At 39.3% G+C, this 17,762-nt stretch carries 13 protein-coding genes; 11 read left to right on the forward strand and 2 right to left on the reverse strand.

Going from position 1 to position 17,762, the window contains the following annotated elements; translation table 11 throughout:
* Positions 1 to 45: 45 nt before the first annotated feature.
* Both HNP36_RS03465 and HNP36_RS03470 read right to left on the reverse strand, forming a co-directional pair.
* A complete protein-coding gene (locus HNP36_RS03465) occupies positions 46 to 1,206 on the reverse strand; it encodes an FAD-dependent oxidoreductase (protein ID WP_184160382.1) in 1,161 nt (386 codons plus the stop codon).
* Positions 1,207 to 1,239: 33 nt separating this feature from the next.
* Positions 1,240 to 1,995: a helix-turn-helix domain-containing protein gene (locus tag HNP36_RS03470; protein WP_184160380.1), complete on the reverse strand. Its 756-nt coding sequence runs from the start codon at positions 1,993 to 1,995 to the stop codon at positions 1,240 to 1,242.
* A 428-nt stretch (positions 1,996 to 2,423) separates the two neighbouring features.
* Here HNP36_RS03470 and HNP36_RS03475 point away from each other — a divergent pair, with 428 nt between their 5' ends.
* The 11 genes from HNP36_RS03475 (at position 2,424) to HNP36_RS03525 (ending at position 17,759) form a co-directional block, all read left to right on the forward strand.
* Positions 2,424 to 4,256 (forward strand): hypothetical protein, encoded by a 1,833-nt coding sequence (locus HNP36_RS03475; protein WP_184160378.1) that lies wholly within the window; start codon positions 2,424 to 2,426, stop codon positions 4,254 to 4,256.
* An 18-nt stretch (positions 4,257 to 4,274) separates the two neighbouring features.
* Positions 4,275 to 4,805, forward strand: a complete 531-nt coding sequence (locus tag HNP36_RS03480; RefSeq protein WP_184160376.1) for a hypothetical protein — start codon at positions 4,275 to 4,277, stop codon at positions 4,803 to 4,805.
* Between the two features lie 95 nt (positions 4,806 to 4,900).
* Positions 4,901 to 6,340, forward strand: a complete 1,440-nt coding sequence (locus HNP36_RS03485) for a tetratricopeptide repeat protein (RefSeq protein ID WP_184160374.1) — start codon at positions 4,901 to 4,903, stop codon at positions 6,338 to 6,340.
* An 86-nt stretch (positions 6,341 to 6,426) separates the two neighbouring features.
* A complete protein-coding gene (locus tag HNP36_RS03490) occupies positions 6,427 to 6,873 on the forward strand; it encodes a transposase (protein WP_317168946.1) in 447 nt (148 codons plus the stop codon).
* 3 nt (positions 6,874 to 6,876) lie between these two features.
* A complete protein-coding gene (locus HNP36_RS03495; RefSeq protein ID WP_184160372.1) occupies positions 6,877 to 7,212 on the forward strand; it encodes a helix-turn-helix domain-containing protein in 336 nt (111 codons plus the stop codon).
* 77 nt (positions 7,213 to 7,289) lie between these two features.
* The gene (locus HNP36_RS03500; protein WP_184160370.1) at positions 7,290 to 8,282 is read left to right on the forward strand and encodes an MsnO8 family LLM class oxidoreductase; all 993 of its coding nucleotides are present in this window, start codon (positions 7,290 to 7,292) and stop codon (positions 8,280 to 8,282) included.
* A gap of 15 nt (positions 8,283 to 8,297) precedes the next feature.
* A complete protein-coding gene (locus HNP36_RS03505) occupies positions 8,298 to 8,660 on the forward strand; it encodes a hypothetical protein (RefSeq protein ID WP_184160368.1) in 363 nt (120 codons plus the stop codon).
* Between the two features lie 61 nt (positions 8,661 to 8,721).
* Entirely contained in the window at positions 8,722 to 9,462 is a 741-nt protein-coding gene (locus HNP36_RS03510; protein ID WP_228456236.1) for a sterol desaturase family protein, read from the forward strand.
* A 266-nt stretch (positions 9,463 to 9,728) separates the two neighbouring features.
* Positions 9,729 to 11,351, forward strand: coding sequence for a T9SS type A sorting domain-containing protein (locus HNP36_RS03515; RefSeq protein WP_184160366.1), 1,623 nt, complete (start codon positions 9,729 to 9,731; stop codon positions 11,349 to 11,351).
* Between the two features lie 7 nt (positions 11,352 to 11,358).
* Entirely contained in the window at positions 11,359 to 14,157 is a 2,799-nt protein-coding gene (locus HNP36_RS03520) for an RHS repeat domain-containing protein (protein WP_184160364.1), read from the forward strand.
* Between the two features lie 5 nt (positions 14,158 to 14,162).
* On the forward strand, positions 14,163 to 17,759 hold the full coding sequence (locus HNP36_RS03525) for a DUF6443 domain-containing protein (RefSeq protein WP_184160362.1): 3,597 nt from the start codon (positions 14,163 to 14,165) through the stop codon (positions 17,757 to 17,759).
* Positions 17,760 to 17,762 lie beyond the last annotated feature (3 nt).

Consider the following 17,762-nt stretch of genomic DNA (forward strand, 5'->3'; position numbering starts at 1 on the left):
ATATAGATGCAAGCGAAAAAATTCCGGTTGAATTTCTTTTAAATTTTAATGACTGCTGAAAAATCCCAGCATATCATTTAATGCTGTTTCGGAATGCATTTTATCACCGTTTTCCAGGGATTCTTTTGTGGCTTCGGCAGCTCTTTTGCGCATATGGTTTTCATAATGGGCAATAGCTTCCTGCAGAGAGGTAAATGATTCAGATGTAAGGCATTTACTCAGTTCCAGGGCATCCAGCATCGCCATATTAGCTCCTTCTCCGGCAAACGGGGGCATTACATGGGCGGCATCTCCAAGCAAAGTAAGATTGGGCTTTGTTTCCCAGGTCTGATCCAAAGGCATAGCATAAATAGGACGGGGAATGAAAGGCAAAGCTGCATTTTCAAAGAGTTCATGCCATACAGCATTCCATTCCGGATATTCCTGTTTAAACCATTCTGTCATCTGTTTCTGGTCTGAAAAATCAAGATTACTTTCTGCGGCCCAGTTTTCATTGGCCCTGAAGCTTGCATAAAACCCAAGATCGCCACTTCCTTTTTGACCCATCAGGAGGTTTTTATTGTTTCCGAAAGCCATTATTTTACCGTTTTTTATCAGGTCTTTGATTTTGGGAGCAGCTTTTTCTGCATGATATACATTACCTTCAAGCATTAAGATTCCTGAATAAGTGGGTTTCAGGTCTGTAAGGTAAGGACGTATCTTTGAGTTGGCACCATCAGCGGCAATCACAATATCTGCATGGGCGGAGAACCCGTTCTTAAAATGCAGCACCCAGCCTTCACCCTGAGCATCCATTGAAATAAAATGGCTGTCCCAAACTACGGTTTCAGGCTGTAAAGAATCCAGCAGCATATTTCTTAGCGGTCCGCGGTCTATTTCCGGACGGAAATGTTCATTCCCGAAATCTTCATCAGGTTTTGTTTCGTGATCGGTAAACATGATTTCCGCCTGTTCATTTACGATCAGCATTTTGTCTGCACCGGGACGGTAATTCTTTTTAAATTCATCCATAAGCTGGGCATCCCGTATGGCATCCAGCCCTGACCCCTCATGCATATCAAGCGGAGAGCCCTGTACCCGTGCATTCTTATTAAGATCTCTTTCGTATACCTTTACATTGGTATTTTTAAGCTGTAAAAGTCTTGCCAGTGTCAGTCCTCCGGGACCGCCGCCTACTATGGCTATTGATTTATTTTCTATTAACATTGTATTGTAATTTTAAATTTTACTGATGCAAAATTATTTTTGTTTCAATACAGATAATAGTATAAATCGGTCATTTTTGTTTTTGGATAATTCTTTCGGCACTACGCCTGAAAATTTTTTAATTTCCTTAATGAAATGGGTTTGGTCTGTAAAATTAAGTTCCGGAAATAGTTTACCTTCTGCAATATGGCCTAAAGAAGCCCTGAAGCGCAGAATACTGCAGTACGCTTTTAAAGACAGCCCGAACTGCTGGTTGAAATAGCGGTTGATCTGCCTGCTGCTCCATCCTGTTTTTTCTGAAAGCTCTTTTACACTCATTTCGCCATTTGAAGAATAGATAAGGTTAAAAAGCCTGTGCTTTCTTTCATCTATGGTTTCAGGCAGCAGTTCTGTTATTTTTTCCGTTACTTTTTGAGTAAATGTTTCGAGGTTTTTAAGATCATGATCATTCAGATTCCAGAAATCATCAGCAAGGTTTTTACCCCTGTTGAGAATATCTGCAATAGAGGTCCGGAGAATATATTCAACGGCAATTGGCCGGAAGCTTACCGCAAAAGCAATAGTGTCAAGGGGAATGATTCTCTGTTCCGGTTCCGTCTCTAGCCCGATAAGAAAAACACTGAAAGAACCTGAACCGGATTTCATGAAAAATAAATCGACTCTTCCGTCCGGCAATACAACAACTTCTTTTGCTTCCTTTGCCGGATTATGAAACATGCCTATATTTTCTACAAAGGTGTCCAGTGATTTCTCCGGCTTAATAAATTGACAATAGAATTTGCTGTTCATAGAAATGCACGTCTGTTTTGGTTCTTTTTTCAAGAATTAAATTACAAAAATAGAATGAAAGGAAAATATGAGGTCTCATTTTTAACTAAAAAAGAATGGCCTGTTTTATATTTAATCTTCCGGGATAAGGTATGAAGTTTAAAGTTTTTAAAGACATTATTTGTAGGGATATTTTGGATTTGAGAATTTATTGTGGTAAAATCTGGCTAATTTATAAGTATTTGTAAATCATTTATTTATATTGTAAGGGTATCTGTTGGGCCCTGCTTTTTTAGAATTTTTGAATTGTTTTGTTTTGTTTTGCAACCCAATTTAAATCAGCAGATTGGTAGTTGAATTTAGTAATAAAAAAAACTTTTCATATTACCTCTGCTATTTAGCAAAACTACAAAACGATGAATCTTAAATGTATTTTTTACTTATGGATAATGATCCTGAGTTTATTACCCGTAGGGACACAAGGGGCTAAAAACAGCCCAAAAAAAATATTCTCAACTTGTACTGAACCCTACTTATACGATTACCAAACTGTCAATAACGGAGCATGGAGTTCTGCTTCTACATGGTTGGGAGGAAACGTTCCGTCAGCCAATATCGGAAGTTCGAAAAGTGTACTCATTACTCACAAAGTGACCAATACCGGAAATGATTTTACACCAAGTGCGAACTCAATTTTAACAATTAAAAACGGGGGGGAGCTTACCCTTAAACAGGTTCAGATGAACAGCAGTAATGCAAGTATCATTCTGATCAATGGGAAAATAATCGTAAATAATGGTGATTTCCAGGTAAATACATCAACTTCAGGAGTGTGCGCCACCAATAGCTGTATCTATCTGGCCAACGGAAATTTTCAGTTTGAATCTTCCGGTTCTGTGATGAGCTTTATCAATAGCGGAATTGATGTAAGAAACGGAAGTGTACAGTCCAAAGCCAATGTAACCGGAAGTTCAATAAGGATACGTGTTAACGGTAATCTGGAAAGAAATGGAGGAACATGGGCCGGGAGCAGTATTGCAAGTTGGTATGCCTCAGGCAGCATAACCGGTTTTTCCGGACAGCCTTCTGAATCAAGCAGTTCACTTGTTGCATGTCTTTCTTGTAATGCGGGATTTTCCGGGCCACCGGTCGTTACCAGTTTAACGAATACCTGTCCTGCCAATACTGTAAATCTTAACTCAGCGCATACGGGAACAGTTCCCGCAGGTACACAGCTTGTCTGGTATACAAATAACACACATAGCGGAACAGCACTTACCACAACGCAGGTTGCCTCTGCAGGGGCCGGAACATATTATGCATTTTATTTTGACGGTACCAATAACTGTTATAGCCCTTCTTCTGAAAGTGTTACCGTAAATATTACCGTCTGCAACCCATGTGCGGCCTTTCCGGTACCTAATATCAATAATGCAGCTAATTACAGTATGGTTAACAGTGCCTATTCAATTCCCTGCGGTTCTGTAACTGCTAATTTAAGTGGATTGACGGCTTCCAACAAACCTTCACCTTCTTCAGTAATTCTTACATGGCACAGTGCATCTCCTGCTACAGGGGCGAACCGGATAAATCCTGTAACTGCGGTAACAGGGGCCACAAGGAAAATATATGCTGCTTTCTTTGATTCTGTAAACGGATGTTATTCTGAAGTAAAAGAAATTACAATATATGCACCGATATGTGCTGTAAATGATGATTATACATCAACTCCTATTATGAAAGGAAATGCTGCAGTTCTTCCATCTTTATTCAGCAATGACCTCTATAACGGAAGCAATTTTACAATGCCTAATCCAAATGTGGAATTTATCTATGAGTTGTGGAATACCTCATATGCAACCATTAATACGGATGGAACCATCAATGTGAAGCCGGCAACACCTCCGGGAACTCATAATTTCCTGTATAAAATATGTGATAAAGATCCTGATGCTGTTTCCGGAAGCAATTGCAGTACAGCAACAGTTACGGTAAAGATCCTGGACTATTGCACACAGAATGCACTTGGAGGTACTCCGGACGGATATTCTACCATTGGTATTACTATTCAGAAAAAGCAGAGCGGCTGGCCGGAAAAGGTTCCAAACGGACACATTGCTCTGGAATCCAAAACAAAAGGTTTTGTTATAACCAGGGTGAGCAGTGTGAGTACAATTCTGCAGCCTAAAGAAGGAATGATAGTGTATGATATTGCAGATCAGTGCATAAAGCTTTTCAACGGTACCATCTGGAAATGTATCCAAAGAACATGTAACAATTAAGCTTCTAAAACCATAGATATGAAAAAAATATTATTTACAGCAATTTCACTGGGAATTGCAGTTCAGGCCCATGCTCAGATAGGAGTAAACAAAAGCAGTGTAAACGGAACCAGCACTATTCTGGATTTTGAAGATTCCCCTTCCAATACAAAGGGACTGATTCTTCCCGCACCGGATAATCTTTCAGCGGCTTTGTCCGGCACTCCTTCAAATAATAACGGCACTTTTCTTTTTGATAAAAGCGATAAAAAAGTTAAAGTGTATGAGAATAATGCATGGAAAGCTTTAAGTGATGAAGGTAATTCTTCAGGTATCATGAATAATACAACAGCCGAGCATACCAGTACACAGGGTATTATCATGGGAGCGCCATCCAGCAGTGCTTATGGAGTATTGGTTTTAGAGTCGGCCAATAAGGCTATGATTCTTCCGAAGATACAAACTCCCCACCAGACTGTTAAAAGCCCTTATCCGGGAATGATCTGCTACGATACGGTAAGCAAAACCATTGCAATATTTGACGGTGCGGTTTGGAATTATTGGAAGTAATAGTGTATTAGTTTAATGATAATATAATTGTTTATTTTTTTATAAAAAAATGAAAATAATTTATGATTTTCGTTAATTATTATTAATTTAATTAAATGAATTATATCTTTATTTCGATTTTTCTCACAATTTCGGGAATTCTTTCCGCTCAATATTCGGAAAAGAAGATTGATTCTATGCAGACGATACAGATATCCGGCCTCAGGAAAGGCGGAAACCTGGAAGAAGCACTCACCCTCAATAAAGAAATTTTAAAAAAAGCTGAAGAAATACAGTATAAAAAAGGAATTATTGAGGCAAATATTACCATCGGGAATCTGCTGTCATTGCTTGGAAAGAATAAAGAAAGCCTGGTCTATCTTGATAAAGCAACTAAAGAATTGGAAGGCACAGATGATGATGAACTTGAATCAAAACTGTATGTGGAATATGCCAGAAACTATAGTCTTTTGGGTCTGAGGCAAAAAGCTATAGAATACTATGACCATGCAACCAAATTGGCAGAAAATATGCAGGATTCAAAGAAGAAAAAAATTCTTCTGAATTATTATTATGCCAGTAAAGCAGCTGTTTATGAAGAAATGGGAGATACCGCTTCATTCTATAAAAGCCTGCATCTTGCCTACAAACTGTATCCCAATCCCATAACCGCTTCCAGGCTTGGAAAGTACTTTACAGTATATGCCAAAAATCTTGATTCTGCAGAATACTATCTGAAAAAAGCAGAATCCGACATCAAAACAGGAAATTATAATGTACATGAAGAATCTATTGTTTTGAGGAATTTCGGACGGCTGTATTTTGCCAAAAAAAATTATAAAGAAGCCATTTCTTATTACCAGAGATCTCTTGAAATTTCTAAAATAAACAATAAGAAGGTTGATTTAAGAGATACCTATAAACTTCTTTATGAAGCCTATAAAGCTGAAAACGACAGCAAAAATACGGTGGAGTACCTGGAAAAATACACAAAACTGAATGACAGCATCCAGACAAATAACAGGCATACAATAGATATTCCTGTAACCAGACTTTTACAGGAAAAGGAAATACAGAAGAAAAGTACTCAGAATAAGCTGTACCTGATTATAGCTGTCATACTGTTGATTGCATTGTTTTTATTGCTGTTATTCAGAAAAACCAAAAAAGGACAGCAGCAGTTGCTGCAGGAAAATGAAGAGATTATTTTAAAGCATGATGAACAGACCAGGGAACTTAAGCTGAAAGTCAATGAATCCTTTGACGAAGTAACGGAACTCGCAAAAGCCAACAGTCCTGAATTTTGGGGAAGATTTCAGGAAGTTTATCCTGAACTCGGGCAAAAGCTGCTGGCGCTTAATCCTGAGCTGAAACTTAGTGAACTTAAACTGGGAGCCTATATATATCTTGGTTTCAATACCAAAGATATCGCTGAATTTACATTTAAGGCAGTAAAAACCATTAAAAACAATAAATACAACCTGCGGAAAAGATTGCAGGTGCCTACCGAAGCTGAGTTTACCCTGTGGATGAGAGATCTTATTGAAAATAAATAAAGTTCAGGGTACCTCTTGGGCCGCCATTTTCTGTGAATATAGGTTCAGATCTGTTTCTTTTGTACTTATAAAATTCCAGAAAACAAGTGAGTAGTAAAATAGACATTGATTTTAAGAATATACACATTGGAGATATTATCAGGCAAGTGGTAGAAGACAGAGCCATTAACCCAAACCGTATAACTTCATTTTTTAAAACGTCTGATGATGAAATTTTTGAGATGTACAAATCAGACAGCCTGCCCAGCCATATTATACTGAGGTGGTGCAAACTTCTTGAGTATGATTTATTCCGTCTCTATACCCAGCATCTTATCTTATATTCGCCTCAGTCTTTACGAAAGACAAAAGAGAATGAGCCGCTTCCGGAATTCAGGAAAAATATTTACACCGCCGAGATTATTAATTTTATTATCGAGCTTATCCGGACAGGTGAAAAAACCAGGCAGCAGGTAATAGAAGATTACGATATTCCCAAAACTACATTATACAACTGGCTTAGTAAATACAACAGAAAGACTGAACAACGTTAAAATATGCGAAAACCTAATTATAAAAGGATTTATGAGGATATTATCAATAAAAAATATCCCCATAAAATAGAAGAATGCCAGATTTTATTGTCCAAAGAAGAACTGAATTTCTTTGATATCATTAAATTGAACCAAAAGATTTTTGCAAGTGATGAATCAACAGCTGAAAGTCAGAAACACCGTTCATACGACGATCAGGTCATTATTAAAATACTGCAGTATCAAAAGGATAACATGATTAATAATACCCAGCTTGCCCTTCACTTCAAATTAAGCAGGAATACAGTAGCCAAATGGAAAAAAATATTCAGAGATCATCCTGTCGCATCAGAGAATTGATACCATCATACTAAATACCTGCTTTCTTTCCCGTAACTGAATTATTTTTTAGTTTTACAGTAAAATAAACAGTGCGTATGAAATTGAAGTTAGGTATTCTGGATCAGTCTCCCACTACTAGAGGAGGCAGCTCATTACAGGCCTTAAAAAACAGTATTGATTTGGCACTGTTTGCTGATGAAGCAGGTTTTCACAGCGTGATCTATTCTGAGCATCACGGCGTAGAAGCCTATGGAAGCTCAAGCCCGGAAATTCTGTCGGCTGTTATATTAGGTAAGACCAGGCATATCAAAGTAGGAACGGGAGGAATCATGATGAAAAATTATTCAGCCTATAAAATTGCTGAGTGGACCAAGATGCTTGGCAGTCTTTATCCCGGACGTTTTATTCTAGGTTTGGGTAAAGCTCCCGGTGGCTTAAAAGATGCCGTATCAGCCCTGAATAACCACAGGCCTGTTATTTTGTCCAGCCAGGAAACTAAACTTGAAGAAATCATACAGTACATTAAAGAAGAAAAAGGAATTTATGGCGGACTTATTGCCCAGCCTGAAAACCTTGCTCATCTGCCGGAAATCCTCTGGCTGGGCTCCGGAACCCAGTCAGCCAGGGAAGCTGCAAAGCATGGAGTGGGCTACTCCTATGCAGATTTTATGGGAGAAGGACCGGGAGCAGAAAGTACAGAAACTTACTTAAATGAATTTGAAAGAAATCAATACAGTTCCACACCTTCGTTACAGGTAGCTGTTGCCGTATCTGTTGCCGATGATGTAAAAACAGCCCGTTACAATGCCTACGGAATGGCCTATCAGTTTTTGCAGTCAAGACACATTCAGGCTCCTGAGGCACTACTCCCGGCTGAAATAATTGAACAGAGAATTTTGGGAAGTGAAGATGAGGAGGAATTTTTTAAGATTCTGAGCCATATTATTACCGATATACCCCGGAATATTTCAGGAAGGCTACAGGAAAAAGCTCAAAAGTATGATACCGATGAGCTGTTGATCCTTTGTAATATGTATAAAGAAACAGACCGGATAGATAGCTATAAAAGTATTATATTGGCCAATTAATAATCAACAGATCTCATGAGCTACAATATCCAGTTATTCAGTATTGAAACAAAAGAAAAAGAGCAGGCATCGGATGACGACAGCTTTTTTGATTACGAAGAAAATATAGTCCCGCTGACTGAGGACCAGATTGCCGGATTAAAAGAACGCCTTTTAGCATATAAGTATGAACTGCTAAGAGAAGATAACACCGGACTTCATTTCAACCATCCGGATGAGGATTTTGGAAATGCATTACTTACTAAAAGAGGGCTGTATTTCAATGCAGGTCTTAGCGAAAGCTCTATTTTCGAAGTAGGAATGACTGCCTCAGAATTTACAGATACCGGAGAATTTGCAAAATACGACCCACAAAATGAAGGCTGGGAAGAATTTTAGCCAGCAGCAAACTGAAATTGGATAATTCTTTGGACTGAAATTCATACATTTATAAGCTGAATTGAAAGGCAACGAATCTATGAATCCCGATTGGTTTGATTTTTCCGGTTATTTAAAATTATTCTGGCAATTTACATGGGCACAGTGGATTTTATTCAGCCTTGTATCCAATATTTTCCTGTATATATTTTCAATAGGTCTCTACCAGTTCATTGAAAAAACATGCCGCAAGGATTTGTTACAGGACCGGAACCATCCTGTCACCCGGTCTGATTTTTACCTAAGCATTCTTACCGTTATCTGCAATAGCCTTGTAATGCTGCTTGGAGCATTTTTATGGAAAAACAATTGGATTACCATTGATCTTCAGCCTTCTGTAATTTCAGTTTTTCTGGAAACCATTGCTTTAATCCTTCTGATGGATCTTTTAATGTATTTTTTCCATTATGCCGCCCATTTGCCGTTTGTGTATAAAGTATTGCACGGTAAGCATCATGAACATGTCAGTACCAATTTCCTGAGCCTTTTTGTATTGCATCCATTTGAAACCATAGGTTTTGGACTTATGATTTTGGTTTTGCTGATGAGTTATGATTTCTCAATTATTTCTATTGCTATCTATCTTACAATTAATCTGATCTGGGGAACCATAGGACATTTAAACAGGGAGTTTTTTCCGGCATCCTTTGACCGTTTTTTTGTAGGCACTACCAGATTTCACAACCAGCACCATTTAAATGAAAGTAAAAACTTTGGTTTTTATACTTCTATCTGGGACAGGTTGTTTGGTACATACCAATAATTCCAGATTTCATCTTTTTATATTGATGTGAAATTTGATAAGTTTTCCAACTTTTCATGACATAACTGCATCTGTCAATTTATATACGTCAAGTTCTGTCGCTTTGCCTGAATACCTTTGTTTTTTATTAGGGAAAATAACATTTTAAGGGCGGGAAAATGAAATTACTTGTGTTAAATCTCAATAACGAGATTTGTATGTATGTTAAAAAACGTTAAATTTGCCGGAAAATTATAAAAACCAATATTAACTAAATACACAAACGGATGAAGAAAATATATTCTGGTGCATGTATTCTATGCGCTGTTTTCGGGCTGTCTGCCCAGGAAGTATTGTGGCAGAAAGATATCAAATCCTCAACGCAGGATTTTCTAAGCCAGGTTACTACAACCATTGACGGGCAATACTTAATAACGGGAAGCAGTATTCAATCAGGGAGTAATTCAGCTGCAACCTCCAACCTGAAATCTGCAACCTTGAAACAAAACAACGGCTACGATTTCCATTTAATCAAACTCAACCAACAGGGCGATCAGGTTTGGGGAAAATATCTTTCAGGCCAAAACCATGATTACCTTTCAGGATCTGTAGCTACCCAGGATGGCGGTTTTTTAATTTCCGGAACCAGCTATTCCGGTAAAGGCTTGGATAAAAAAGAAGATTCCAAAGGCGGATCAGATATCTGGCTGGTAAGGCTAAACGAATTCGGGGATGAACTCTGGCAAAAGACTTTAGGAAGTTCTTCCGATGAAGAGGCCAGATCCGTTATTCAGGCCACGGATTTAGGATTTTTTATTGCCGGGAATGTTCAGAACTCTTCTAAAGGCTATGGTTCCAAAGATGCTTTGATTGTAAAACTGGATAAAGACGGAAAAGAACTATCTCAATTGATTTTAGGAGGAAAAGGATTGGATGAGGTTGAAAAAATGATTCCAACTAAAGATGGAGGTGCTTTGTTAGGGATCTATTCGAGGAGTTACGAGGTTCGGGTTTCAGGTTCCGGGAATCAAAAGTCTTCATCTATTTCAAACTCAATATCACGTAATGGGAAATCGACCGAAAACTTCGGAGAAGGTGACTACTGGATCATTAAGCTTAACAAAACCGGGAAAGTAGAATGGGAGAAGAACTATGGAGGTAAAGGAGATGACCATTTGAGAACACTGGCTTTGACTTCAAACGGCTATTTAATAGGAGGAGAATCCAGATCCGAAAGGTCAGGAAACAAAACTGTAGGAATAGAAGAAGGAACAGATTTATGGTTAATTTCTTTAAATGAAAGAGGCGAAGAGCTTTGGCAGAAATCCTACAATTTTGGAAACAGGGATATCCTGATGGGAACGAGTATTTTACATTCAGCAGATGATAAATCTTCTAAAGGAATCCTGTTAGGCGGTTATACTCAGGCAGAAGGAAAAATACAGACCGATGATGAAACCTTCTGGATGCTGTACTTAAACCAAAATGGAGAGGAGCAGTGGAGAAAACACGTAAAAGGAGAATCCAGGAAAAGAGAAGAAAGACTTTCAGATATTAAACTGAACAGGGACGGCTCCATCATATTGGCTGGAACTAGTGCTGAAGAACTCGGAAAAGAGAACTGGAAGATTATAAAATTGGGAGATAAGCAGCTTGATCAGTTGATTGAAAAACAAGACATCAAAATCTATCCTAATCCGGTATCAGATTATGCTTATGTGGAAATTGGGTATGATTTCAAGGAAGCGGACATCCTGTTGTATGATATGGGAGGAAGACAGCTTCAGAGCCTGAAAACAAAAAATAAGATTACTAAGATTAATACCCAGAATTTAATTCAGGGAGCTTATCTGGTGACGATAAAAACAGATACAAATAAGACAGCAAGTGCAAAATTAATTAAGAAGTAAACACACAATGAGAAAATTATTATTATCAGTTACCCTGATCTCAGGCTTAGTACAGGCCCAGAGAAACTTCGGGGGTACGCCGGAGCCGATGCCATCGGTTTCCTCTTTTTCGTCCTATGTAAACACTCCTGTTTCTTTATCTACAGGAGTTCCCAATATATCGATCCCTTTATTTTCCCTTCCCACCGGCAGTGGAAATTTAACCCTGCCCGTTGCCTTAAGTTACCATACTTATAATGCTGCAGCGGATAAGCCGGGAAGTGAGGTGGGTCTTGGTTGGTCACTGATGAAGGCCGGGGTCATTTCAAGGATCCTTTCCGGTGTGGATGAAAGATTTTCAGATTCATCCAAACCCGATTACCAGAAAAACCAGTTTTATGATATTTATTACTATGACATTCCCGGCAATTCCGGAAAGTTCAAATTTGTAAGGGATATAAACAATAATACCTTTACCGTCAATAATATTTCCGGGAATAATGTTAAAATAGAATATACCAGAACTTCCAATACAGCCACCCTGATTGTCGATTCATTCACCATCACCGATGGTTCCGGCCTCAAATATATTTTTGAGGATTACAGCCTTTCCCGTACGTCAGAAGATACCCGCGCCAAAGAATTTAATTACAAGTCTGCCTTTTTTCTAACAAGGATAACAGACCAGAACAACGTTACGGTAGCCAATTTCAGCTACCAGAAAAACAATAAGTATATAGGATCTGGTACCAGCTACCTGCTGTACCAGAACTGCAAGCTGGAAACCATCTCCACGAAATACGGCAAAATTGTTTTCGAAAACGGCTATGCCTCTTCTCTGGACGATACGAATAATGATGCTTACAGCATTAAAAGTGTTTCCCTGCTGGACAGCTCTTCCCGTCTTGTTTCAAAATACAGGATGGAATATGCTGATTTTCATATTCCCGGTCCTCAGCCCAAAACCAATGAAGGCAAAAGGACCCTATGGACCCTGGATAAGCTGGACAAGAACCAGCAGGTTATAGAAAGCAGGAAGTTCCGGTATGATACTTCCGGTTCAGAAACCAGCTACAGCCCCTTACCAGACCCCGAATCTTATGGTAATTTTTTATGCCCGTCCACAGGCTACGTATCTCCAACGTATAATACACTGGGGCTGCTAAAACAGATGGACCTTCCAGAAGGAGGTTCTGTAGTCTATAATTTTGAAGCAGGTACGGTTTATTTGGACAAGAGCAATGTTCAGCTCGATAATACGGTAATATCAGATCCTGATCTGCAGTATCTTGACATGGTGAATACTATTGGTTTCGATACGAATACCAGCCGGAATTATACTTTTCAGGTTTCTGAAGCCGGGCAATTTTTTGTAAGCTTTATTCCGGATGAAACATATGTGATTCCCAATCCACATGGGGATATTATCCTTACGCCGACGTATAAACTGGCCAATTCAGCAGGAACCAATATTTCAGGGAACAGAGGAAGCTGCCGTGAAGACGTATTAGTATATAACCTGGTACCCGGTACCTATACCTTTAAAATTACAGGAAACGGAAACGGATCATTGTTCAACTACCGTATTAAATCCCTGCCTCAGCCTTATAAAAACAGGTATTTTTCCGGGACCCGTATTGCCAATATAAAATATTATGAATCTTCCGGCAACCTGAAAAAAACAATAAGCTATGATTATGATTCCTTTTCCAATCCCAATAATGCAAGTGGAGAATCTTATATGAATGAAGTTTGCAGTGGTGCAGAATATGAGGGCAGTTTTGTTCTTTACAGGAACATAAAAGAAATTTACGGTACCCCTTCCCAGAATACGGGCTATACAAAGTATTATTATAAAACACCTAATGATTATTCAATGTGGCCAGCTATTTACCGACCTTATTATAATATTGTTTCTTCAGGGCTGCTGGTAAAAAAAGAAGTTTTCAATGCGCAGAACCAGCTGATGGGTGATGAAAATACGGACTATGTTTTAGAGGAAATCCCAACAGCTGACGAATATGCGCTGTGCAGTAGCAATACCTCAAAAGCAGCATGGTTAAAATCGGTCAAAACGTTTTCCAAAAACTATTATACTAACGGCAGCAGCCTGCAGAACAGTACCGAAACCATTTTTAATGCTTCGAATTTCCAGCCTTCTGTTATGAAAGAAACTTCACCGGAAGGAAAAGTGACGGAGAAAAAGATAAAATATGCAGGTGATCTTAATAATACCCGCCTGTCCACTGCCGGTATGACCGAGGTGCCGCTTCTGACTGAAGTAAGAGTAAACGGAGCCCTTGTAGATAAGTCTGAAACGAAATATGATAATGTCTCGAATTTTTATCCGTCATCTGTCATGGGATACAATGTGCAAAACCAGAACGAGTTTACAGCAGCTACACTTGATGTGTATGATGACAAGGGAAATCTTGTACAGGTTTCGGATAAATCTAATGTTCCCGTAACCACCATCTGGGGATACGACAAAACCCAGCCCATTGCTAAAATTGAAGGCCTTGCGTACAGCCAGGTAATGAACCTCCCGGTTGTAATAGCGGCCATTAATGCATCCAATGCCGATGCGGCTAACCCTGCCAATGAAGCATCTTTACTGCAGGCTTTGGAAAACCTCAGAAAAGATCCGGCACTGAAGAACTATTCTGTGACCGCCTATACCTATGACCCGCTGATTGGCATCACCAACAGTATTTCTCCCAACGGGATAAAAACCATCTACCTGTACGATCATTCAGGCAGGCTGGTAAAAGTTACCGATGCCAGCGGGAAAACCCTGAAGGAATACCAGTATAACTATAAACACTAATCACGATGAAAAAAATAATATCACTATTTACAGTTCTGTTGGCATCGGCATATTCCCATGCCCAGACAACGGGGGCAAGCACCTCCGAGAACTATATTTATACCAGGACCTGTCTTGACGAAAGCTGTACCAAAAAAGCTGAAGCCGTTCAGTATTTTGATGCCCTGGGAAGGCCTAAACAGGTTATAAATATTAAAGCAACCCCATCCGGGAAAGATATCGTCAGCCATATCCAGTATGATGAGTTCGGGAGAGTTACCAAAGACTATCTCCCGGTTCCGCAGAGTGGGAGCCAGAACGGAGCCATCTATGCAGATCCTTTAAACAATGCCGTCAATATTTTCGGAAACGAGAAAATTTATTCAGAAAAAGAGCTGGAAGATTCCCCGTTGGGAAGAGTAAAAAAAGTAACCCCGCTGGGAAATGATTTTGCAGCCCATCCTTCCAATATCACGTATGCTGCAAACATGGCAGGAGAAGTGAAAAAATATACGGTGGCCACATCATGGCAGGATAATGCCACTTTTTCCACCCTTACCGAAAACGGGACGTATGCCGCCAATCAGCTGGTGAAAAACAGCGTAACAGATGCAGACGGGAACATCACCACAGAATTTAAAAATTCTGACGGAAATACCATTTTGATGAGAAAAAATGACGGGACCCAGAATATTGACACTTATTATGTGTACAATGATTTCGGTCAGCAGGTTATTGTTATTCCGCCAATGGCTGCCGTAGCTGCTGTAAACCAGACAGCTTTGGATAATTTATGCTACCAGTACCGTTACGATGGGTTAGGAAGACTTGTAGAAAAGAAGCTTCCCGGAAAAGGCTGGGAATATATGGTGTATGATAAGGCGGACAGGCTGATCCTTTCACGCGATGCTGTAATGAAAGCCCAAGGCAAATGGCTGCTGACAAAATACGACAAGCTGGGAAGAGTAGTTTACACCAGCCAGATAGCAGCAGGTGAAAGGATCACCCTGCAAAATCTGATTGGCGATTTACTTATTACCGAATCCAGAAACACGACAGGGTTTGTGAAAAACGGAACTACCGTATATTATTCCAATGATTATTTTGCACCAGATCTGCAGTCTGTACTGAGCGTAAGTTACTATGACACTTATCCCCAGAATACTCCTGCCATACCAGCCCAGGTGTTGGGACAGAATATCCTTACGGATAATATGGAAGCATCCCTGAATACCAAAAACCTTCCTACAGCTTCCCTTATCAAAAATATTGAGGACGATAACTGGACGAAAAGCTACATCTGGTATGATGAAAAATCCCGTCCTGTGGGTACTTATTCCATCAATCACCTGGGAGGATATACCAAAACGGAATCTTTGCTGGATTTTGCAGGAGTAACCCAATTATCAAAGGTCTATCATAAAAGACTGGCTGCCGATACCGAAAAAGTACTGACCCAAACGTTTGAGTATGATGCCCAGAACCGCCTGAAAAAACAGTATCACCAGGTAGACAGCCAGCCACAGGAATTATTAGCTGAAAATACCTATAACGAACTCTCCCAGCTTTCCAATAAAAAAGTAGGAAACAGCCTGCAGAGTATTGATTATACCTATAACATCAGGGGAGCCCTTACCAGGCTCAATGATCCGGCCAGCCTTAATGGTAAGCTGTTTGGTTACGAGCTGAAATATAACAATCCGGTAAATACCGTGGCAAAGTTCAACGGGACCATTTCCGAAGTAGACTGGAGAACGGCTAATGATCAGGTGCTCAAAAGATACACCTACCAGTATGACGGGCTGAACAGACTGAAAAAGGGAGCTTATTCTGAGCCCGGTTCATCCGTACCGCAGAACGATTTCTATAATGAAACGGTAGCGTATGATATGAACTCTAATATCAGCTCGCTTCAGAGAACCGGTAAAAATTCTTTAGGGTTAAAAGCAGATATTGATCTCCTTACTTACAGCTATACCGGCAACAGGCTCAATTCCGTTACCGATGGCTCCACGAACTACAGCGGATATCCCGATACCTCAGGAAATATCATTTCCTATGATGATAACGGGAATATGAAAGATCATAAGGATAAAGGCATTTTACAGATAGATTACAACTTTTTGGACCTTCCAAATAAAATAACTTTTGACAAAACTTATCTCGCCCGGAATTTAGTAACAGGAAAAACAGTAACCCGTAATGTTACCACAAACTATATTTACAGGGCAGATGGTACAAAACAGCGTAAAGTATATAAATACAGCGGTGAAACGTTTGCCACTGAGGCCGTCCTTTCTACAGATTATCTGGACGGGTTTCAGTATGAATCTCAGGCTGCATCCGGTCCTTTCACTTTAAAATTTGTACCTACTGCTGAAGGGTATTACAATTTTGAAAATAATAAGTATATTTACAGCTATACGGACCATTTGGGGAATGTGCGTTTAAGCTACACCAAAAATGGTTCAGGAGCAGAGATCATTGAAGAGAATAATTTCTATCCTTTTGGGATGAAGCATGAAGGCTATAATGCTTTAGCAGGAAATCCTGCTTACAATTATGGCTATAACGGAAAAGAATTGCAGAAAGAAACAGGCTGGAATGACTATGGCGCAAGGATGTATATGAGTGACATCGGAAGATGGGGTGTAATTGATCCATTGGCGGAGACAAGTAGAAGGCTCACTCCTTACAATTATGCTTTGAATAATCCTATCAGTTTCATAGATCCCGATGGAAGAAAAGCGATGGTTAGCGACCTGCAATTTGAGAGTGGTTATGCTGCTGGAGGTGCTTTCGATTATTATGGAAACGGCGGGTATGGTCCTGCTATAGCAGATTTTCTTTATCGTGATGATCCTTTCGCATACTTAAAGAATATGAAAGGAAGCACAGACGGTGGAGGAAGTAACGCAACGAGTAACCCTACCCCTAAAAGCAAAACAGGACCAGGAATTATAAAATCTATTAGTAATTTCTTTAGCAGGCTTTTTGGAGGAAATAAAAAAAGATCCAATAGATTAACTGTAGGTACCCCTGAAAGATTACCAGATGGTCATACTAGACTATTTGGGTTAATTAAAAATGCTAATGTAAATGCTTATGGACAAAGTCCCTTAGAAGCCCATAGGGAAAGCCAAAGTAATAGTCTTTATAATCCGGGAGAAACAAGCTTAGACAGATCTTTCAGATTAATTAGCAGTTCTCACATTGAAATAATGCAGGATTTTGGTGGCGGTGGCTATAATATGTTTGGAGGATATGGTAGAGCTTCAAAAGCTTTAGGTGCTGTAGAAGAAACAAGTAGCGTTTTTAATACTTTGACTGATGAAATGTATGCAGGAGGTCAGTATTATATGTATTCAACTAATTCTCTTTCCAATGGAACTTATACAAAATCGATTTCAACTTTAATATCATCAGATAAAACCAGTAGTTTATCAACACTACTTAGTACTATGAATAGTGAGGCAAAAGGTTTTGGGGCGCACACATTAATTATTGAGGGTACATCAATTGTAAATCCAAAAATGTTTAATCCAGCAATGGCACAAAGACTTGGATTTACTTATCAGAGAACAAGTGAATCCTCTATCCGTTTAATTCAATCTATTAAATAAAAA

This window comes from Chryseobacterium shigense (assembly GCF_014207845.1).
In the GTDB taxonomy this organism is placed as follows: domain Bacteria; phylum Bacteroidota; class Bacteroidia; order Flavobacteriales; family Weeksellaceae; genus Chryseobacterium; species Chryseobacterium shigense_A.